This is a genomic window from Ruegeria sp. AF1 (assembly GCF_056542125.1).
Window position 1 is genome coordinate 34,444 of the sequence record NZ_JBQFZG010000010.1, and the last position, 18,177, is coordinate 52,620.

Here is an 18,177-nt window from a genome sequence, read left to right on the forward strand (position 1 = left end):
CGACTTTATGTCAGCGTTATTGACATTCCAAGGGCAGAGAGGTATCGAATCGCAGTTTTTGCGCAACATTGTGTCCGCATCGGACCTAAGTAGCGCAACAATCGGAAATTTAACCCGGTTCAGGAGGTTTCGCATGGCAGGGTATGATGATCGTGACGGTGTCATCTGGATGGATGGCAAGCTGGTGCCCTGGCGCGATGCCAATGTGCATATTCTGACCCACGCGATGCACTATGCCTCATCCGTGTTCGAGGGGGAACGCGCTTATAGCGGCAAGATCTTCAAAAGCCGCGAACATTCCGAACGTCTTATCGCCAGCGCCGAGGCACTGGACATGCCGATGCCTTATTCTGTCGATCAGATTGAAGCAGCCAAGGAAGAGACCCTGAAAGCCAGTGGCCTTCAGGATGCCTATGTCCGCGCATTGGTCTGGCGCGGGTCTGGCGAAGACATGGGCGTGGCGTCGGCCCGCAACCCGGTACGGATGGCCGTCGCGGTCTGGCCTTGGGGTGCCTACTATGGCGACGCCAAGATGCAGGGCGCAAAACTGGACATCGCCGAATGGAAACGCCCCAGCCCGGAAACCATCCCGGTTCACGCCAAGGCTGCGGGCCTTTACATGATCTGCACCATTTCCAAGCACAAGGCCGAAGCCAAGGGATGCTCGGACGCGCTGTTCATGGACTGGCGTGGTTATGTGGCCGAAGCAACAGGTGCCAACGTGTTCTTCGTCAAGGATGGAGAGGTTCACACCCCGCTGGCGGATTGCTTCCTGAACGGTATCACCCGCCAAACCGTCATTCAGATGCTGAAGGATAAAGGCATCACTGTGCATGAGCGACGCATCAAGCCCGAAGAAATGGCTGATTTCGAACAGTGCTGGCTGACCGGAACCGCGGCCGAGGTCACTCCGGTCGGGCAAATCGGCGATTACACTTTCGAAGTCGGCGACCTGACCCGCGAAATCGCAGAAGATTACGAAAAGCTGGTCCGCTCGTAATAACTTGCAAAACCCCGCTTCGGCGGGGTTTTTGTTGCAGATCGTGCAAATTGTCGTGCAAAGCGTTCCGTGATCTGGACGATCGGGTCAATTCCCGTATCTTCGACACATGTTGGATTTACTCAGCGATATTCTCACCCGTCTGTCCCTGCGTGGCACGTTCTACTTCCGCACCTCGTTCACACCACCATTTGGTATTCAGGTGCCGGAATTCGAAAACGTCGCGCGGTTTCATTTTGTCCAACGGGGTGAACTCAAGGTCCATGTCTCATCCACCGGGGAAACGTTGCGGTTGCGGCAGGGGGACCTGATCCTGATCCCTCATGGGGCGCCACATGCGTTGTTGTGTGCCGAGGTCAGGCCACTGGATGCGCTTCCTCTGGAACAGGTACTTGAGATTGCCGGCTACAAGGGCGACGGCGTTCTTGTCTATGGCGGTGCAGACGAGGACCGGGACACACAACTGATCTGCGGTCATTTTTCTTTCACCGGCCCAGCAGGACGAAAAGGCTCCGGGCATATGCTGATCGACCGCCTGCCGCCCTACATTCTGATCGAGAATTATGGCGAAGAGGCCGGATCGTGGATGGAATCGACCCTGCGCATGATCGGATCCGAAGTGTCCGGGGCCCGTATTGGCGGCGATCTGATTGCCCTGAAGCTGTCCGAAGTTCTGTTTGCGCAGGCGATCCGAACCTACCTGGAACGGCAAAGCCCTCAGGACACCGCCCTTGCGGGCTTTGCGGATACACGCATCTCACGCGCATTGACGGCGTTCCACCAAGCGCCAGCGCAAGACTGGAGTGTTGCGACACTGGCGCGTGAATCCGGCATGTCGCGCACGGCCTTTTCTCAGTTGTTTGCCCAGAAGATGGGCACGACGCCGATGCAATACCTCACCGACTGGCGCATGCAGATTGCGTGCCATGGCCTTACAGAGGCACGATGGAACGTCGCAGATGCAGCAGCCGAAGTTGGATATGCCTCTGAGGCCGCGTTTTCCCGCGTTTTCAAGAAGCAGGTCGGCTTGTCACCAGCCGCATACAGGTCCATGCACTAAAACGCCGAATATTCTGTACGATCTGCAAGATTTTTGAAACGATCAAGAATTCAGCGTTCGGGTCAGGCTTTCTATCTTTCTTTCATCACTGATTGAAAAGAGGAAAATCTTATGTCCGTGCGTTTCGTTACCCGCTCTGTCCACGCGTATCTGGACTACCCGGTTGCCATTGCCCTGATGACACTGCCATTCCTGCTGGGATTGGGTCAGTCCAACCCGCTGGCGCTGTGGCTTTCGGTTGTCACTGGCGTCGCCGCCTTTGTCCTGACGGTTCTGACCGACCATCACTTGGGAATTTGGCGCGTTCTACCCTACAAATTTCACTTGGCCGTGGACCTTATTGTCGGCATCACCTTTCTGTTTGCACCTAGTGTACTGGGGTTTTCAGGATTGGATGCGGCGTTCTACTGGCTGAACGGTGCGGCTGTGGTTCTCGTCATCTCGCTCAGCGCGCCCGAGCAGGAAGTCGCTGCCTGAGCGCTGTGCCTCTGCATTGGCAACTTTGTCCAAATACTGCCGAAAAAGCTGAGCTGCCTGTTTTAGAAATCGGCGGCTCAGAGCAGAGAAGTGTATCGACCGGTCGGGCGAATTTACTTGAAAAAGCTGACTGAATTCATCAGATTTATCCCAGTGCGGGGTGAGGTCACAGATGACAGACACGCTTGACGAAATCATGGCCCGACATGATGCGCTGGTTGCGTGCGGGTGCAACTGTTGCGAAGGCGACTATTGCGCCTATGCTGATCGCCAGAACCGGGACACCGCAACCGCTGAAGAAGCCCGGGCACAAGACACCGTCCACCAACGCAAGTCGTTGCGATATATCTTTGAAACTGTGCTAAGCGGCAGAGGATAACTGCGCAGCAATACGGGCTGCGCTGTTGCAAGGTTCAGAAATCCACCCCGCGCTGGGCCTTGATTCTCGCCTGGAACGGATGCTTTTCTTCGGTCATCTCGGTGACCAGATCTGCATAATCACGCAGCGCCAGCGGTGCGTCGCGGCCTGTCAGGAACACACTCGTCTTGTCCGAACGCGCGTTCAGCCCGTCTATCACCTGCTCGACCGAGAGATATTCATAGCGAAGCGCGATGTTGATCTCGTCCAGAACCACCAGATCGTATTCGCCACTTGCCATAAGGGCGCAAGCCTTGTCGAAGGCGGCATTGGCGGCTGCAATGTCACGCTCGCGGTCCTGTGTATCCCAGGTAAACCCCTCGCCCATCGTGTGCCAGGTGACCAGATCACGTTCTTCGAAGAAACGACGCTCGCCGGTTTTCCACTTGCCCTTGATGAACTGAACCACGGCAACCTTCTGACCCCAACCAAGCGCGCGGATGACCACGCCAAAGGCCGCAGACGACTTGCCTTTGCCCTTCCCGGTATTGATCAGAACAAGGCCGCGTTCGGGATCAACGGCCTCGGACACTTTCTTGCGGTGCTGGGCCTGCACCTTTTGCATCTTTTCCTTGTGATCCTGTGCGTCGCTCATTGGGGAACCTCATTGATTGTCCGGCCCAACCTAGGGAAAGAATGCAAAAGGTAAAGTCACGCTTTGGGGTCTGTGACAGAACGCGCCTTGCCACGCTCAAGCCCCAGCTGGTGTTCGCGCCAGATCACAACAACATTGCCTGCGATCACCAATGCGGCCCCGATCAGGATCGCAACGGTAGGCAATTCATCAAACACGAAATAACCGATCACAATCGCAAAGAGCATTGTTGCATAGTCATAAGGTGCCAGCATCGATGCCTGTCCAAAGCGATACGAGGACGTGACCAAAATCTGCGCAACTCCGCCAATTAACCCCATGGTGATCAGTATTAGAGCCTGAATCAGAGTTGGCATTGTCCATCCCCAGATCGCCGTCAGGGCCGAAAGCAGCGTCGCGGTCAGCGAGAAATAGAACACGATTGCAGCAGGGTGATCGACCTTGACCAGTTGGCGGATGTGGATCTGCACAAAGGCCCGGGCAAAAGTCGCGCCCAGTACACACAGAGCTCCGATAGTTGCAGCCGTTTCCATCTGAGTGCTGCCAAGCCGGGGCCAGATCATGATCATCACGCCCAGCAGCCCAAGTGCCACGGCACCGATGCGAATCATGCGGATGCGCTCGCCCAGCATCACGGCGGCCAAAATCAGGGTGAAGATCGGGGTGGCATAACCGATTGCGGTGACTTCTGGCAGCGGCAACAGGCTAAGGCCGGTGAATGTCAGCCCCATGGCGCTAGTCCCCAGAACACCGCGCCAGAAATGACCCATGGGTTTCTTGACGACAAAGCCTTGCGCCAGCTCTCGGCGCGCGGTCAGCCACAGAATGATGACCGGAATAGCAAATAGGGACCGGAAGAACACCAATTGGCCCGGTGGGAATTCGTCAGATAAGGCTTTGACTAAGGCTGACATCGACGTGAACAGGAACAGCGCGCCAAGCTTCAGCGCTACAGCCAGCAAAGGTCGATGCGATGTTAAGGGTTTTGTCATCGGCGCGACCCTGCGCCTTTGCAGAAAAAAGATCAACGGGGTGGATCAGGTGATGGTCCACGAGTTCGGTACCGATGCGCCGATTTCCGCTGCAAAAGCCTCAAGGAACTGAAACATTCGGCCCGCCCTTGCTTGCGCGATCTGCTTGCCTGCATCCGTCAGCATGTCGTCCGGCAGGGTCAGCAGCTTAACCTTCCAGTGATCAATTGAATACCGCAGATCGTCCAGCGGGCGCGCCTCTGCGAATGGATCAGCCGGATCATAGAGAACACGCCCCAAAGCACCCGATACAGAAAATGTGCGCGCAATCCCGATGGCACCCAAGGCGTCAAGGCGATCCGCATCCCGCAGAATCCGGGCCTCCAGCGTTTCGGGTGGGATGTTGGCCGAGAAGCTATGGGCCGCGATCGCATGTTGCGCGGCCTGAACCTGATCGTCGGAAAAGCCCAGTTTTGCCAGAATAGGCCCTGATTCAGTCGCTGACTGACGTGAGGCAAACTGTCGTTTCGGGTCATTCTTGGGTAGGTTGACCAGATCATGAAGATAACAGGCTGCCAACAGGACGGGGATGTCCGCCTGAGCGCCTGCAATGGCCTGAGCATTGGTCCAAACACGATCCAGATGGGCCAGGTCATGGGCCGGATCAGTTTCCATGCGTTGCGCGACAACAGCACGCAAACGCGCGCGCAGATCAGCCGATCCGTCCACGGTTTTCTCCGATCTGACCACGGTGCAGCAGCAAGTGATCTAGGATAACACAGGCCATCATCGCCTCACCGACAGGGACAGCGCGGATGCCAACACAGGGGTCATGACGGCCCTTTGTGATGATCTCGGTCTCTTCACCGGATTTTGTAATGGTCTTGCGGGTGGTCAGGATCGAAGAGGTCGGCTTGACCGCAAAGCGCACGACAATGTCCTGCCCGGTCGAGATGCCGCCCAGAATCCCGCCTGCGTGGTTTGAACTGTATTGCGGGCCATCCTGACCCATGAAGATTTCGTCGGCATTGGCTTCACCAGTCAGTTCGGCGGCAGCCATGCCTTCGCCGATCTCGACGCCTTTGACAGCGTTGATCGACATCATCGCGGCCGCAAGATCAGTGTCCAACTTGGCGTATATCGGCGCCCCAAGCCCTGCCGGGACACCGCGTGCCACAACCTCGACCACGGCACCGACCGAGTTGCCGGATTTGCGCAGATCATCCAGATAGATGGCCCAATCCCCGGCCGCCTGTTCATCAGGCGTCCAGAACGGGTTCTGTTCAATCTGCGCCCAGTCGAATTTGGAGCGGTCGATCTTGTGCGGACCGATCTGGGTCATGTAGCCGGTGATCTGCACATTGGGCGCAATCTGTTTGATGGCCTCGCGCGCCAGTCCACCCGCGGCCACACGCGACGCGGTTTCCCGGGCTGAACTGCGCCCACCCCCGCGATAATCGCGGATGCCGTATTTCTGCCAGTAGGTGATATCGGCATGGCCCGGACGGAACTTGTCCATGATGTCGCCGTAATCTTTCGAGCGCTGATCGGTGTTTTCGATCATCAGTTGCACGGGCGTGCCTGTAGTTTGGCCTTCGAACACGCCAGAAAGGATCTTGACCTGATCCGGTTCGCGCCGCTGCGTTGTGAACTTGTTTTGCCCCGGTTTGCGCTTGTCCAGCCAGTGCTGGATCATCGCCTCGTCAATCGCAACGCCCGGCGGGCAACCGTCGACAGTGGCGCCCAAGGCGGGCCCATGGCTTTCACCCCAGGTGGTGACGCGGAAAAGATGGCCAAAGCTGTTCATCGACATGGGGCGTGCTCCTTTGCGGATCGTGATTAGCGGGCAAGGCCCCCGGCCTCAAGCGGATTTGGCCGTTGATGGTTTGAACGCCGCCCGTCGGGCGGCGCATTTTTGAGTATTTTCGAAAAGATGAAGATCAGGCGGCCTGCGCGATTTTCGCACGGATTTCCGAGATCATCAGCGCGGCCTGAGCCGCTTCGCGCCCTTTTTGTACGAAATGGTCGCGATAGATCGAATTGTGATGTTTGGTTTCCTGATATTGGTGCGGGGTCAGCGAGACCGACAGGACAGGAACCCCTGTATCAAGCCCGGCGCGCATCAGACCATCGACCACGGCCTGCGCAACGAAGTCGTGCCTGTAGATGCCGCCATCAACGACAAAGGCAGCGCAGGCGACGGCGGCATAGCGCCCGGTCCGGGCCAGATCACGGGCCAGCAGGGGCATCTCGAACGCGCCGGGAACGTCATAGACATCGACTTGTTCCGAGGGGACGAGTTCGAGGAAGCCGTCGAGCGCGCGGTCAACAATATCGGAATGCCAGTTGGCTTTGACAAAAGCATAGCGGGTGTGTGTCATCATGATCTCCTTTCAGTTTGGTGGCCTGCCGGCAGTCGCGAGAACCAGATCCCATTTCGCTGCCAGCCCGGCATGACACGTCACCCAAGGCGATCACGAGCAGGCGCGCCGGTTCACCGGCGCGGCTTGCACGTTCTCTTTCATCCGGACTGTAACCGTCGGCTCTGGTATCTCACCAGATCTGCTGACACCCCGAAAGCCGGGGCCGCTCGCGGGCTTGCGGGCCGTGGCCTGCATACCGCCGGTGGGGAATTCCGCCCCGCCCTGAGAACGAGGCGGACCTTGCCAAGAACTGTCCGACGCTGCAAGAGAATTGACAGGAGGACATTCATGCACCCTAACCCCGCTTTTCGCGCCGAGGATCGAGCCCGGCATGTTGAATTCGCCCGCGACCGGGCGTTCGGCGTTCTGGCACTCTCTGCCGAAGAGGCCCCGCTATTAAGCCACGTCCCGTTTCTGCTGTCCGAAGACGGTTCACTGGCTGACCTGCATCTTGTGCGCTCGAACCCTATTGTACGAGCGCTGCGCGAGCCGCAGCACGCGAAGATCGCGGTGCAGGGGCCGGATGCTTATATTTCGCCGGATTGGTACGGTGTCGAAGATCAGGTTCCGACTTGGAATTATGTCGCCGTGCACCTGATCGGAAAACTTGAGCTGCGCCCGCAGGACGAGTTACGTGACGTGCTTGACCGCCAATCGGCGTTCTACGAAAAGCGGCTGCTGCCCAAGGCCCCATGGGTCACGGGAAAAATGTCCTCTGACGCGCTGAACAAGATGATGCGCATGATCGTACCGTGCCGCATGCGTGTTGAAGATATTCAGGGCACCTGGAAGCTTGGTCAGAACAAACCCGAGGGTGCGCGAAATGCTGCTGCTGATCAGGTATCCACTGGCTTTGGCAGTGAAATCGCCCGGCTGGCCGCCTTGATGCACAAGGCGTAGCCAGCACCGGGCGCCGGGTTTACTGGGGGCTGAAAGTCGCCAGATAGGCGGCAATATCGTCCGCACCGCTCTTGAGTTTGACGCTCATGTTCGGACGGGCAGTTTCGTCATCCAGAAATTCCTTGATGAAGCCGATAGGATCCTGCGCATAGGCAACGATGTTTTCCTCGGTCCAGACCAGACCTTCCTCGCCGGCACGGATCATGTCGTCCGTGAACATACCAATCGGCAGGCGCTCGCTTCCATAGCGATAATCGTTTTCGGACCCGGCCACGCGGCCGATGACGCCGTACAGATTCGGGCCGGTGATTCCACCCTTGACCAGAACTTCACCATCCTTGATGATCGCATGACACGAAGAACAACGGTTATATATCGCCTCACCTTTTGCGGGATCGCCCGCGGCAAGGGTCTGAGTGGGAAGGGCCATTGTGCACAAGGCAGCGGCCAGAACGATCTTTGACATTGGGGTCTCCTTGCGGGAGTTCGCACGCCTTTTGCGCTGTCCTTTATTCGCGCGGAAAGTGCAACAGGTGGGGCGCGTGCAATTTATAATTTAAATCATCTATTTAGCGAGTATGTTTTTGCTGAAAACAATCCCCGTTTCGAAGTCTTGATTATGTACTTTGGGGCGCAAATCAGCGGTCCACGAGACAGGCTCCAGATACCTGATCCAGGTGACGGAAGACAGGGTGGGTAAGCGAATCAATGGCGCATGAATCGAAGTTGCCAACAAAGTCGCACGCGAGATTCACCAAAAAACACCGTCCGCAGCTGCTGGAAACGACACATGCGGCGTATTGCGCGTTTATGAACGCTGGACGAACACTATTCTCCCCGATAGTAAGCGCGGTTAAGACACCGCATTCGTGCGGTGCGCGAGCTATTTGCCCGTCCGCGGGCGCCAGACAATCGGAGATAACCTCGTGTCCCACGCAGAAGACCACGAAGGCACCCGCAGAGATTTCCTGTACTACGTCGCTGGCGGCGCAGGTGTCGTTGCAACGGGTGCAGCCGTATGGCCCCTGATCAACCAAATGAACCCATCGGCAGACGTTCAGGCGCTGTCCTCGATCCGTGTGGATGTGAGCGGTGTTGAGCCGGGTACGCAGCTGACCGTCAAATGGTTGGGAAAACCCGTCTTTGTCCGTCACCGCACCGGTGCAGAGATCCAGGAAGCTCAGAAACAGGACGCCGAAGGTGTTGATGCGCTGCCCGATCCGCTGGCCCGCAACTTTAACCTGAGCGCCGATGCCCCTGCGACCGACGCAAACCGGGTGATGCCGTCGCCGGAAGGCGAAGCGCCGGGTGCATGGGTCGTCCAGATGGGTGTTTGTACCCACCTCGGTTGTGTGCCTCTGGGTGATGCAGGCGACTTTGGTGGCTGGTTCTGCCCCTGCCACGGTTCACACTACGACCTTGCCGGTCGTATCCGCAAAGGCCCCGCGCCTGAGAACTTGCCCATTCCGCCCGCAGAGTGGGTGGACAACGGCACAATCAAACTCGGCTAAGGGAGACCCAAACTTATGTCCGGAATTCCCCACGATCATTACGAGCCGAAGACAAACGGCGAGAAATGGCTGAACAGCCGCCTGCCTATTGTTGGCCTGCTGTATGACACCCTCATGATCCCAACCCCCAAGAACCTGAACTGGTGGTGGATCTGGGGCATCGTTCTGGCGTTCTGCCTGGCGCTGCAAATTGTCACCGGTATCATTCTGGTGATGCACTATACGCCGCATGTTGATCTGGCGTTTGCCAGCATCGAACACATCATGCGTAACGTAAATGGCGGTTACTTCATCCGTTACCTGCACATGAACGGCGCATCGCTGTTCTTTGTTGCGGTCTACATCCACATCTTCCGCGGCTTGTTCTATGGCTCATACAAAGCCCCGCGCGAGATCACGTGGATCGTCGGTATGCTGATCTACCTGATGATGATGGGCACGGCCTTTATGGGCTATGTTCTGCCATGGGGTCAGATGTCTTTCTGGGGTGCGACTGTGATCACCGGCCTGTTTGGCGCCATTCCGTTTGTGGGCGATGCCATCCAGACCTGGCTGCTGGGCGGACCTGCGGTGGACAACGCCACGCTGAACCGCTTCTTCTCGCTGCACTATTTGCTGCCGTTCATCATCGCGGCTCTGGTCGTGGTGCACATCTGGGCGTTCCACACTACCGGCAACAACAACCCCACAGGTGTTGAAGTGCGTCGCGGCTCGAAAGACGAGGCGAAGAAAGACACGCTGCCGTTCTGGCCGTATTTCGTGATCAAGGACCTGTTCGCGCTGGCCGTGATCCTGGTCGTGTTCTGGGCTGTTGTCGGTTTCATGCCGAACTATCTGGGTCACCCGGACAACTATATCGAAGCCAACCCGCTGGTTACGCCTGCTCACATCGTGCCTGAATGGTACTTCCTGCCGTTCTACGCGATCCTGCGTGCCTTTACCGGTGAGGTCTGGGTTGTACAGTTCGCGAGCTTCATCACCGGTGGCATCGTTGACGCCAAGTTCTTTGGTGTTCTGGCGATGTTTGGCGCGATCCTGGCCATGGCGCTGGCACCATGGCTGGACACATCAAGCGTGCGTTCCGGCAAGTACCGTCCGATGTTGAAATGGTGGTTCTACCTGCTGATCATCGACTTCTTTGCCCTGATGTGGCTGGGTGCGATGCCTGCGGAAGAACCCTATGCGACCTTCTCGCTGATCGCATCGGCCTACTGGTTCGCCTATTTCTTCGTGATCCTGCCGATCCTCGGCGTGATCGAAAAACCTCTGGCCCAGCCCGAGACCATCGAAGAAGACTTCAACGCGCATTATGGCAAGGCTGACGCCGACGCCACGCCGGCCGAGTAAGAAGAGGGACCGGAAACATGTTCAAGAAACTTGCAATCGGCGCCGCGTTTGCTCTGGCCCTGACCCCTGCTGCATCCATTGCAGCAGGTGGTGGTGAGCAGCATATCGAAGATTTCGCCTTTTCGTTCGAAGGCCCGTTCGGCACCTGGGACCAGCATCAGCTGCAACGTGGCCTGCAGATCTATACCGAGGTCTGCGCGGCTTGCCACGGTCTGCAATATGTGCCGCTGCGCGATCTGAAAGCGCTGGGTTACTCGGAAGAAGAAGTCATCGCATACGCGGCTGGCAACTTCGAAGTCTTCGACCCCGAGCTGGACGATTTCCGTCCGGCGATCCCCACCGACCACTTCCCGGCCAATACCGGTGTTGGCGCACCTGACCTGAGCCTGATGGCCAAGGCCCGTGCCGGATTCCATGGGCCTTATGGCCTGGGCATCAACCAGCTGGTCAAAGGCATGGGTGGACCGGAATACATCGCGTCTTTGCTGCATGGCTACACCGGCCACGAAAAAGAAGAGGCGGGTGCGGTGCTCTATGAAAACACTGCCTTCCCCGGCGGCTGGATTTCCATGGCGCCTCCGCTGGCTGACGAGCAGGTCGAGTTCGCAGACGGGCACTCGAACACGGTCGAGCATATGGCCGAGGACGTTGCCGCATTCCTGATGTGGGCAGCCGAGCCAAAGCTGACAGATCGCAAGAACGCAGGCTTTGTCGGTGTGATCTTCCTGACCGTTCTGTCGGTGCTGCTGTACCTGGTCAACAAGCGTCTATGGGCGCCGCACAAGGGCAAACTCCGCAAGGAAGATTGATCCGATCCATCCTACCGGATTTTACTAAATCAGCCCCCGCGCCGTCAGGTTGCGGGGGTTTTCTTTTGCCAAGCCGCCATCAGCGCGCGCTTATTTGGTCGAAATAAGCGCCGGGTCAATGGATTGGACAGCTTCACAGGCGCACATCAGCCACAACGGCTGATCAATTGCCGTTTGTCTGAAACACGGAGTCACGACAATGAAACTTCCTATTCTTTTTGCCTCAATTCTATTTGCAACGCCGGTATTGGCGCTGGATCTTGCACCCAATGCGGAACTTGGAAAATCCGAGGCCGAAATTCGGCAAACGCTGACGGGCATGGGATTCGATGTCCGCAAAATCGAGACGGAAGATGGCAAGATCGAAGCCTATGTCGTCAAGGATGGTCAATTGGCCGAGGTTTATGTCGACCCCGCAAGCGGCAAAGTCGTCAAGATTGAGGACCAGTAACCGGAATGTCTGAAACAGAATTGATGCATCGTGGGCGCAAAGGCGCCCACGAAGTTCAGGTTTGGGATCCACTGGTCCGGCTGGTTCACTGGATCGTAGCCCTGTGCGTTCTGATCAATGGGGCGATTTCCAATCCCGAGGGCGCGTTCCACGAGTATGTGGGCTATGTTGTCCTGGCTTTGGTCTTGTTGCGGTTGCTTTGGGGGTTAACGGGTCCGGCTTTTGCCAGGTTCACCGCCTTTCCTTTCAGCCCCCGTGCGGCCCTTAATCACCTGCGGGACATGGGGCGGGGTGATCAAAGCGTGCACCTTTCACACAACCCTCTGGGGGCCCTTATGGTCTATAACCTCTGGGCGACGCTGCTGGCTTTGTGTGTGACAGGAATCATGATGGGAACAGTTCGATTCTTTGGCGTCGAATGGGTCGAAGACCTGCACGAACTGGCCTTCAACTGGCTGATGCTATCTGTTCTGCTGCATGTTGCCGGGGTTGTCATCGATCAGTGGCGAACAGGTGTCGCTTTGGCAAAGGCTATGATAACAGGGCGGAAGAATATACCTGAGGACTGGTCAATCAAATGATCAAATGGATCAGAAGCTATTGGCGGCCCGGCGATGCAGACGCTCACCGGGCTGTACTTATGTCGATAATGATCGTTGTTCAGGTACTTTGCGTGGTGTTTTACCTTGGCGACGTCGCCCTGGATTTGAAGGAAGGCGAGGGACCTTCTCATGTAAGTCTTGAGGCTTTTGTCGCATTTGTTCTGCTTGCCGGAATTGTTTTTTTCATGATTGAACTTCGACGCCTGCTGGCAAGGGTGGAACAGACCAAGCTTGGCCTACAGGCCGCGCAGGGTGAAATGAGCGTGGTCATCAACACGTTTTTCGACCGTTGGGGGCTCACCGCTGCCGAGCGAGACGTGGGTCTTTTGGTTCTGAAAGGGCTGGATAACGAAAACATCGCGCGCATCCGGGGGCGGGCCGTAGGAACCGTGCGCGCGCAGACCGCCTCGATCTATGCCAAAGCCGGGGTTGATGGGCGTGCGCAACTGATAAGCGTATTCATGGAAGAATTGTTTGCCGCAGATGGTGAGGCTGCAGACCTTCAGACAACCAAACTGTGATCATTCGCCCCGATGGCTCGGGCGGTTACGATCTGACCTTCGGGCTGAGGTGTATTGAACGTAACTTCGGTGAATTGTTCGGTCCGCCCCATATGCGGGTTCTCCATCAGGATCCGATGGGTTTTGCCGATCTGTTCTGACAGGTGTTTCCTGACCTGAACGTCCCCAGCCGCACGCAGGCGGGCGGCGCGATCCTTGATTAGATTCCCGTTCACCTGCTGCGGGATGCGGGCTGCTGGAGTGCCTTCGCGTTTCGAATATGGGAAGACATGCAGCCAGGTCAGTTCGCAATCGGTAACCAGTTTCAGCGAGTTCTCGAACTGCGCTTCGGTCTCGGTCGGGAAACCTGCGATGATGTCGGCACCAAAGGTCATGTCGGGGCGCAGTTTCCGGGCCTCTTCGGTAAATCGAATGGCATCGTCGCGCAGGTGGCGACGTTTCATGCGCTTCAGGATCAGATCGTCGCCATGCTGAAGCGACAGGTGTAGATGCGGCATCAGGCGTGGTTCGGTTGCTATGGCCTGCATCAGATTCTCGTCCACTTCGATCGAGTCGATCGAACTGATCCTCAGGCGAGCCAAGTCCGGCACCAGTTTTAGAATACGCATCACCAGATCGCCCAGTTTCGGCTGCGCAGGCAGATCGGTCCCCCATGAGGTCAGGTCAACGCCGGTTAGCACCACCTCATGATAGCCCCGATCCACCAGCCGCTTGATCTGATCCACCACAACACCGGCAGGCACGCTGCGCGAATTGCCCCGGCCATAGGGAATGATGCAGAAGGTGCAGCGATGGTCACACCCGTTCTGGACCTGCACATAGGCGCGTGAGCGTGTGCCGAACCCGTCGATCAGGTGCCCGGCCGTTTCGGTGACAGACATGATGTCATCGACCTGAACGGCCTCGGTCTCGCCGATAAAGTCGGCGGCCATGCCTTTCCAGGTTTCTGGCCGCATCTTTTCCGTGTTGCCGATCACCGCATCGACCTCGGCCATCTGCGCGAAGGTGTCGGGTTCTGTCTGGGCAGCGCACCCGGTAACAATCAGCCGGGCGTTCGGATTTTCACGTCGAAGTTTCCGGATCTCCTGCCGTGCCTTGCGCACAGCCTCAGCCGTGACGGCACAGGTGTTTATCACCACGGCATCCGTCAGTCCGGCTTGTTGCGACAGCTCTTTCATCGCCTCGGTTTCATAGGCGTTCAGGCGGCAACCCAATGTAGCGAATTTGGGCGGGTTCATCCCAGTGTCCCTAGAAACTCGGGCGACAACGTGCCCGAGAAGACGTGGCAGGTTGGCCCGGTCATCCAGACGCCATCCTCGCGCCAGTCAACCCAAAGGGTTCCGCCATCAAGATCAATCTGCACCTTTCGCCCTGTCAGCCCACGCCGCGCCGCAGCCACCGCGGTTGCACAGGATGACGACCCTGATGCCAGGGTTATGCCCACGCCACGTTCCCACACCCGCATGCGGATGTGATCCGGACCCACGACCTGAGCCACCTGCACATTGGTGCGCTCGGGATACAAAGGATGGTGTTCATAGCGGGCGCCGAACTCGGCCAGCGGAATCGCCGCGGCGTTTTCAACAAAGAACGTGCAGTGCGGATTGCCCATACCTGTCGCTGTCGGGGCACCCTCGATTGGCAGTTCCAACGTGTCCATCTCTTCAGCCAACGGAATTTCGTGCCATTCCAACTGAGGAAGACCCATATTGACCGAGGTCAGCCCATCACCTGCGTCCTGCGCAACAAGCGTTCCACGTTCGGTTGTCAGCGTCAGTTGGGTTTTGCCCGTCTCATCCATCAACATTCGCGCGATGCATCTTGTGGCGTTGCCACACGCCGCCGAAGTTGATCCATCCGAATTGTAGAACACCAGATGCGCGTCAGCCGCACCGTTTTCGATTACGGCCAGCTGATCGAATCCCACACCAAAATGCCGATGTCCGATTCCTCGGGCCAGTGCCGGGGTAATCAGAGCATCCCGCGCACGCGCATCAATAATGACGAAGTCATTGCCCAACCCGTGCATCTTAACAAATGGCAAACTGATATCGCGTTTCTGTTGCATGGCGGCGATATAACGTCGGTCGGAACATGAATCCACCCTGTCGCGTAGAATCGTGAAAAAAGGGGTTGACCCCCCTGCGCTACCTGCCTAATTAGGCCGCCTATCGGGTCGCTGGAAACACAGATTGTTTCAGCGAAACGAGGCGCAAAATAAGGGCTTGAACCCGGTTGGGAAATTGCCGTAAAGAGCGCCACGGATCGAGAAGATCCAACAAAAGAGTGGGCCGTTAGCTCAGTTGGTAGAGCAACTGACTTTTAATCAGTGGGTCGCAGGTTCGAATCCTGCACGGCTCACCACTTTTTTAAAGAAAAACAAATGCTTGCACGGACTTATGTAAGGGGCGCTTCGTGGTGCGCGGCTTGCCGGAAGCAATACGGAAGCGTAGTGACATGAAATCATTGTTGCTGACGCGCCACAGCTTGTCCAATTGTCTAAGGTCACCGGGCATCTTTGCCTCAATGTGAGAAAAGAACTCTTTGAGCGATCCTTTTCACTAATGGCTGCGGCAACGACACACCTAGATCAAGCCAATGCACACTGTTGTAGAAACGGTGAGAGTTGCTATCGACATATGCATCTAAAAGAGATTTTACCCGCGATTTTGAAAGCGACTGAACGGCCTTTAAGGCGAAGATTATACGGTAGTCGTCATCCTCACGATTCATTTCTCTCATCAAGACTTCATCTGTTAATGCCGCGATAGTACTCTTCGGAAGTTGTTTCACTATTGATCTCTTTATTGAGTTTTCGAGATCGAGCTCTAAGACGTCGGCGATACGCTTCTTGCCTATCGTCAAGATGGCTCGTGCTTTCTGTGTCGGAAGCTTAGTGATGCTAATACTGAGGAGGCCACCTCTACCGCTGGGATAGTCACCAAGTTTTCCGATGCGCTCAATGTCAGACCAATTTCCGTTACGCGCCAAGAAGTTGAGTATGCTTTCGGTGGCTTCAATTTCGTTTTTGTCTAGTGTTGTACGGACGAGATCAAGGTCTTGAGCTTTTCCTAAACCACAAAGGGCGTTCAAGGCATGGTTGCAAAGCTGTTTTCTTTGAAAATCCTCCAGCTTCCGGACCCGTTCAACTGTGTCTGGATCTAAGTGTCCGGCTTCCACGCCCCTATTCATTGCCGTTTCAAAATGAGCCTTAAATCCATCTCTGAGGTTTTCTCTAATTTCATTCTGCGTTTTGGCGGCAAATTTAGAGTAAAGCGCAGCAATTTCTCTGTGATCGAAAACGCCAGCTTCGGATATCTTCTTTCTAAGATCTCCAAAACTCAGTTCACCCAGTCGGTTCGAAAGGTATCGCTCGTATTGAGTTGCGTCGGTTTCTGTTCGCTGAAAGAAACTGAAACCAAAACCCGAGGGTTTCTTCACAAGAGTCAACGCCTTTTTGGCAACTTCATCATCAAGTTCTAAGCCACATTTCTGCAAGGTCTCAGCGGCAATCAAACGGATCTCAAAATTGCTATCGGTCAATAAAGTTTCCGCGACGTCCTGCGCGATCTCTTCTCGTTCAAACAGAATCTGAGCGGCTTTCAGCCGTACGATATCTGGTTTGGCCGAGAGACTGAGCGCTATTGTATCCGTGGATAGTGATTGAGGGCTTTCGAACAACTCATTGACCACGGTTTCTTCAATTGCATCAACGTTTCTCGCTACTAGCCGCTCTAAGGCCGAATTCACGCTACTTCGCGACATAATGCCAATTATTGCCGCCTCGACTTTATCGCGACGATGACTAGAGCAATCTGCAGCTATGCCTTCGAGCAGTGGAATGTCGTCACTAGTGGCTTGGGACGTCAAAAACGATACCGCTGCATCGAAAACTTGGCCGTCGCTTTCATCTGATAGCCAGAGTTCCAATACTTCCTTTTTGTTGAAAAAATCATCAATTATGGGGATCGGTTGTCCGGCAACTTTGAGCACCCTTATTGCATTTGGCTTTTCTTGGTCATTCCCGAAAACGGCCAAGACATTGGTGCGGGCGAATAGTTTGCCTTCGATTTCTTCTCTCGCTATCCAGCGCCACAAAGGAACGTTCTGGTGGTGAAAGCCAACAACGCCACAGTCGATAAGAGCTTTCACTTCCTGTGAGGAAAGACTCTTGTCCCGCATGTTCTGGAAAACTTTGTTGGCATCGTGGTTTCCAAGATATGCGTCATCGTTGCCGGATCGGGTTAACGATGAGGCAATGAGACGAATTCGTGCGATCTCATGGGGTGTAGTTGCTTCCCAATCTGACGTCCTCTGTAGTATGTCAGATAGAAACTCACGGGCTCCATCTTCAACTAACCATTCGTCAGTGGAAGGCGGCTCCTCCGCCCTTTCCTGACGCTCCGGGTTTTTTTCGGATTGGTCTTTTCTCCGATTAATCTGCCGAGCAATTTCAGTTTCGCGCCACCCAATCTCCTCGAGTTTTGCGCGCACAACGTCTTTGAAATCATGTACGTCAGAAAATCCCTTGAAGAAAACTCTCTTCTCATCAATGCACTTCTGTCTGAATGTGAGGACTTTCTTGATTTCTTCGCCCGGCTCCATTCCATGTGGAACTTCCACTTGTTTGAAGTAAATGGCCATATCAGTCATTTGACCACGCTCTATCCGATTGGTTGCGCGGACGAATTCTTCTTCAAAACCGGATGTAAAGCCGTCGGATTCGTTAGATGGCCTTGAGCCCCACCTGTCCCAAAGAACACCTATGAAGTAGTCACATCTGTCTAAGTCTTCGTTGATCTTGCTTTGAGGACGCACGAAGCCGGGGATAGCACTTTCCCAGCCCAGCAACTTCAAGTGACAACCCCACCGCTCGGAGTGGCTGTCATTTACGCTTCTTACCACTTCGTGCGCAGCCGCGCGCTCGGCGTCTAATCCACCGGGTGATCCAATGAAAATTCGAATGATCTTTAACGTATCGGACAAAAGAGACCTCTTCTTAAATTTTCGGCAAACTTAAGTGTTTGAACTTATGGCAACCAGCACAAATTGTGAAAGCATCGAAGTTCTGGGAGGACGTGGCCTGCAGGGC

The 18,177-nt window shown here is 55.8% G+C and carries 20 protein-coding genes, 1 tRNA gene and 1 riboswitch; of the genes, 12 read left to right on the top strand and 9 right to left on the bottom strand.

All coding sequences use genetic code 11. The features are described from left to right. The first annotated feature begins 133 nt into the window (after positions 1-133). The 4 genes from ACR0BK_RS13930 (at position 134) to ACR0BK_RS13945 (ending at position 2,916) form a co-directional block, all read left to right on the top strand. A complete protein-coding gene (locus tag ACR0BK_RS13930) occupies positions 134-1,000 on the top strand; it encodes a branched-chain amino acid aminotransferase (RefSeq protein WP_480474578.1) in 867 nt (288 codons plus the stop codon). A gap of 109 nt (positions 1,001-1,109) precedes the next feature. Continuing rightward, complete coding sequence (locus tag ACR0BK_RS13935) at positions 1,110-2,060, top strand: AraC family transcriptional regulator (protein ID WP_480519691.1); 951 nt, start codon at positions 1,110-1,112, stop codon at positions 2,058-2,060. 111 nt (positions 2,061-2,171) lie between these two features. Then, the gene (locus ACR0BK_RS13940) at positions 2,172-2,537 is read left to right on the top strand and encodes an SPW repeat domain-containing protein (RefSeq protein ID WP_480519689.1); all 366 of its coding nucleotides are present in this window, start codon (positions 2,172-2,174) and stop codon (positions 2,535-2,537) included. Positions 2,538-2,709: 172 nt separating this feature from the next. Continuing rightward, positions 2,710-2,916, top strand: a complete 207-nt coding sequence (locus ACR0BK_RS13945; RefSeq protein ID WP_480519687.1) for a hypothetical protein — start codon at positions 2,710-2,712, stop codon at positions 2,914-2,916. A 34-nt stretch (positions 2,917-2,950) separates the two neighbouring features. On the opposite strand, the gene cobO is transcribed toward ACR0BK_RS13945, so the two are convergent. The 5 genes from cobO to ACR0BK_RS13970 form a co-directional block, all read right to left on the bottom strand. Next, positions 2,951-3,550, bottom strand: a complete 600-nt coding sequence (gene cobO, locus ACR0BK_RS13950) for a cob(I)yrinic acid a,c-diamide adenosyltransferase (RefSeq protein ID WP_480519685.1) — start codon at positions 3,548-3,550, stop codon at positions 2,951-2,953. A 56-nt stretch (positions 3,551-3,606) separates the two neighbouring features. Continuing rightward, positions 3,607-4,542, bottom strand: a complete 936-nt coding sequence (locus tag ACR0BK_RS13955) for a DMT family transporter (RefSeq protein ID WP_480555084.1) — start codon at positions 4,540-4,542, stop codon at positions 3,607-3,609. A gap of 45 nt (positions 4,543-4,587) precedes the next feature. Next, positions 4,588-5,250, bottom strand: a complete 663-nt coding sequence (locus ACR0BK_RS13960; RefSeq protein WP_480519682.1) for an HD domain-containing protein — start codon at positions 5,248-5,250, stop codon at positions 4,588-4,590. Next, entirely contained in the window at positions 5,234-6,334 is a 1,101-nt protein-coding gene (gene aroC / locus ACR0BK_RS13965; protein ID WP_480474567.1) for a chorismate synthase, read from the bottom strand. Before aroC ends, ACR0BK_RS13960 begins: the two co-directional genes overlap by 17 nt. A gap of 127 nt (positions 6,335-6,461) precedes the next feature. After that, positions 6,462-6,902, bottom strand: a complete 441-nt coding sequence (locus tag ACR0BK_RS13970) for a 6,7-dimethyl-8-ribityllumazine synthase (protein ID WP_480555085.1) — start codon at positions 6,900-6,902, stop codon at positions 6,462-6,464. 128 nt (positions 6,903-7,030) lie between these two features. Continuing rightward, positions 7,031-7,178: riboswitch (FMN riboswitch) on the bottom strand. A gap of 54 nt (positions 7,179-7,232) precedes the next feature. Here ACR0BK_RS13970 and ACR0BK_RS13975 point away from each other — a divergent pair. Next, positions 7,233-7,844 (top strand): FMN-binding negative transcriptional regulator, encoded by a 612-nt coding sequence (locus ACR0BK_RS13975; RefSeq protein WP_480555087.1) that lies wholly within the window; start codon positions 7,233-7,235, stop codon positions 7,842-7,844. Between the two features lie 19 nt (positions 7,845-7,863). Here ACR0BK_RS13975 and ACR0BK_RS13980 read toward each other — a convergent pair whose 3' ends face one another. After that, positions 7,864-8,310 (bottom strand): c-type cytochrome, encoded by a 447-nt coding sequence (locus ACR0BK_RS13980; protein ID WP_480474561.1) that lies wholly within the window; start codon positions 8,308-8,310, stop codon positions 7,864-7,866. A 460-nt stretch (positions 8,311-8,770) separates the two neighbouring features. Between ACR0BK_RS13980 and petA the strand changes: the two genes are divergently transcribed. The 6 genes from petA (at position 8,771) to ACR0BK_RS14010 (ending at position 13,085) form a co-directional block, all read left to right on the top strand. Further along, complete coding sequence (gene petA, locus ACR0BK_RS13985; protein WP_267363183.1) at positions 8,771-9,355, top strand: ubiquinol-cytochrome c reductase iron-sulfur subunit; 585 nt, start codon at positions 8,771-8,773, stop codon at positions 9,353-9,355. Positions 9,356-9,370: 15 nt separating this feature from the next. After that, positions 9,371-10,702, top strand: coding sequence for a cytochrome b (gene petB, locus ACR0BK_RS13990; RefSeq protein ID WP_209506969.1), 1,332 nt, complete (start codon positions 9,371-9,373; stop codon positions 10,700-10,702). A gap of 17 nt (positions 10,703-10,719) precedes the next feature. Next, positions 10,720-11,511 carry a cytochrome c1 gene (locus ACR0BK_RS13995; protein WP_480474560.1) on the top strand — a complete coding sequence of 264 codons (792 nt, stop codon included), beginning with the start codon at positions 10,720-10,722 and terminating at the stop codon, positions 11,509-11,511. Positions 11,512-11,710: 199 nt separating this feature from the next. Continuing rightward, positions 11,711-11,962: a PepSY domain-containing protein gene (locus tag ACR0BK_RS14000; protein WP_480519674.1), complete on the top strand. Its 252-nt coding sequence runs from the start codon at positions 11,711-11,713 to the stop codon at positions 11,960-11,962. Between the two features lie 5 nt (positions 11,963-11,967). After that, entirely contained in the window at positions 11,968-12,543 is a 576-nt protein-coding gene (locus ACR0BK_RS14005) for a cytochrome b/b6 domain-containing protein (protein ID WP_480555088.1), read from the top strand. Continuing rightward, positions 12,540-13,085, top strand: coding sequence for a helix-turn-helix transcriptional regulator (locus ACR0BK_RS14010; protein ID WP_480519670.1), 546 nt, complete (start codon positions 12,540-12,542; stop codon positions 13,083-13,085). Before ACR0BK_RS14005 ends, ACR0BK_RS14010 begins: the two co-directional genes overlap by 4 nt. Here the strand turns inward: ACR0BK_RS14010 and mtaB are convergent. After that, entirely contained in the window at positions 13,067-14,323 is a 1,257-nt protein-coding gene (gene mtaB, locus ACR0BK_RS14015; protein WP_480555090.1) for a tRNA (N(6)-L-threonylcarbamoyladenosine(37)-C(2))-methylthiotransferase MtaB, read from the bottom strand. The genes ACR0BK_RS14010 and mtaB overlap by 19 nt on opposite strands. Next, entirely contained in the window at positions 14,320-15,153 is an 834-nt protein-coding gene (gene dapF, locus ACR0BK_RS14020; RefSeq protein ID WP_480555091.1) for a diaminopimelate epimerase, read from the bottom strand. The genes mtaB and dapF overlap by 4 nt, the downstream gene beginning before the upstream one ends. A 220-nt stretch (positions 15,154-15,373) precedes the next feature. Here dapF and ACR0BK_RS14025 point away from each other — a divergent pair. Next, a tRNA-Lys gene (locus ACR0BK_RS14025) sits at positions 15,374-15,449 on the top strand. A 159-nt stretch (positions 15,450-15,608) separates the two neighbouring features. On the opposite strand, the gene ACR0BK_RS14030 is transcribed toward ACR0BK_RS14025, so the two are convergent. After that, complete coding sequence (locus ACR0BK_RS14030) at positions 15,609-18,071, bottom strand: DUF4062 domain-containing protein (protein ID WP_480555092.1); 2,463 nt, start codon at positions 18,069-18,071, stop codon at positions 15,609-15,611. Positions 18,072-18,177: the final 106 nt, after the last annotated feature.

Bases quoted from the DNA above. Each gene is read 5' to 3' on its own strand.
- ACR0BK_RS13940 (WP_480519689.1), top strand. From the start codon at position 2,172: ATGTCCGTGCGTTTCGTTACCCGCTCTGTCCACGCGTATCTGGACTAC.
- ACR0BK_RS13970 (WP_480555085.1), bottom strand. From the start codon at position 6,902: ATGACACACACCCGCTATGCTTTTGTCAAAGCCAACTGGCATTCCGAT.
- ACR0BK_RS13945 (WP_480519687.1), top strand. From the start codon at position 2,710: ATGACAGACACGCTTGACGAAATCATGGCCCGACATGATGCGCTGGTT.
- dapF (WP_480555091.1), bottom strand. From the start codon at position 15,153: ATGCAACAGAAACGCGATATCAGTTTGCCATTTGTTAAGATGCACGGG.
- ACR0BK_RS13955 (WP_480555084.1), bottom strand. From the start codon at position 4,542: ATGACAAAACCCTTAACATCGCATCGACCTTTGCTGGCTGTAGCGCTG.
- ACR0BK_RS13930 (WP_480474578.1), top strand. From the start codon at position 134: ATGGCAGGGTATGATGATCGTGACGGTGTCATCTGGATGGATGGCAAG.
- ACR0BK_RS14000 (WP_480519674.1), top strand. From the start codon at position 11,711: ATGAAACTTCCTATTCTTTTTGCCTCAATTCTATTTGCAACGCCGGTA.
- ACR0BK_RS13980 (WP_480474561.1), bottom strand. From the start codon at position 8,310: ATGTCAAAGATCGTTCTGGCCGCTGCCTTGTGCACAATGGCCCTTCCC.
- petB (WP_209506969.1), top strand. From the start codon at position 9,371: ATGTCCGGAATTCCCCACGATCATTACGAGCCGAAGACAAACGGCGAG.
- ACR0BK_RS13995 (WP_480474560.1), top strand. From the start codon at position 10,720: ATGTTCAAGAAACTTGCAATCGGCGCCGCGTTTGCTCTGGCCCTGACC.
- ACR0BK_RS13935 (WP_480519691.1), top strand. From the start codon at position 1,110: ATGTTGGATTTACTCAGCGATATTCTCACCCGTCTGTCCCTGCGTGGC.
- ACR0BK_RS13975 (WP_480555087.1), top strand. From the start codon at position 7,233: ATGCACCCTAACCCCGCTTTTCGCGCCGAGGATCGAGCCCGGCATGTT.
- mtaB (WP_480555090.1), bottom strand. From the start codon at position 14,323: ATGAACCCGCCCAAATTCGCTACATTGGGTTGCCGCCTGAACGCCTAT.
- ACR0BK_RS14005 (WP_480555088.1), top strand. From the start codon at position 11,968: ATGTCTGAAACAGAATTGATGCATCGTGGGCGCAAAGGCGCCCACGAA.
- aroC (WP_480474567.1), bottom strand. From the start codon at position 6,334: ATGTCGATGAACAGCTTTGGCCATCTTTTCCGCGTCACCACCTGGGGT.
- ACR0BK_RS14010 (WP_480519670.1), top strand. From the start codon at position 12,540: ATGATCAAATGGATCAGAAGCTATTGGCGGCCCGGCGATGCAGACGCT.
- cobO (WP_480519685.1), bottom strand. From the start codon at position 3,550: ATGAGCGACGCACAGGATCACAAGGAAAAGATGCAAAAGGTGCAGGCC.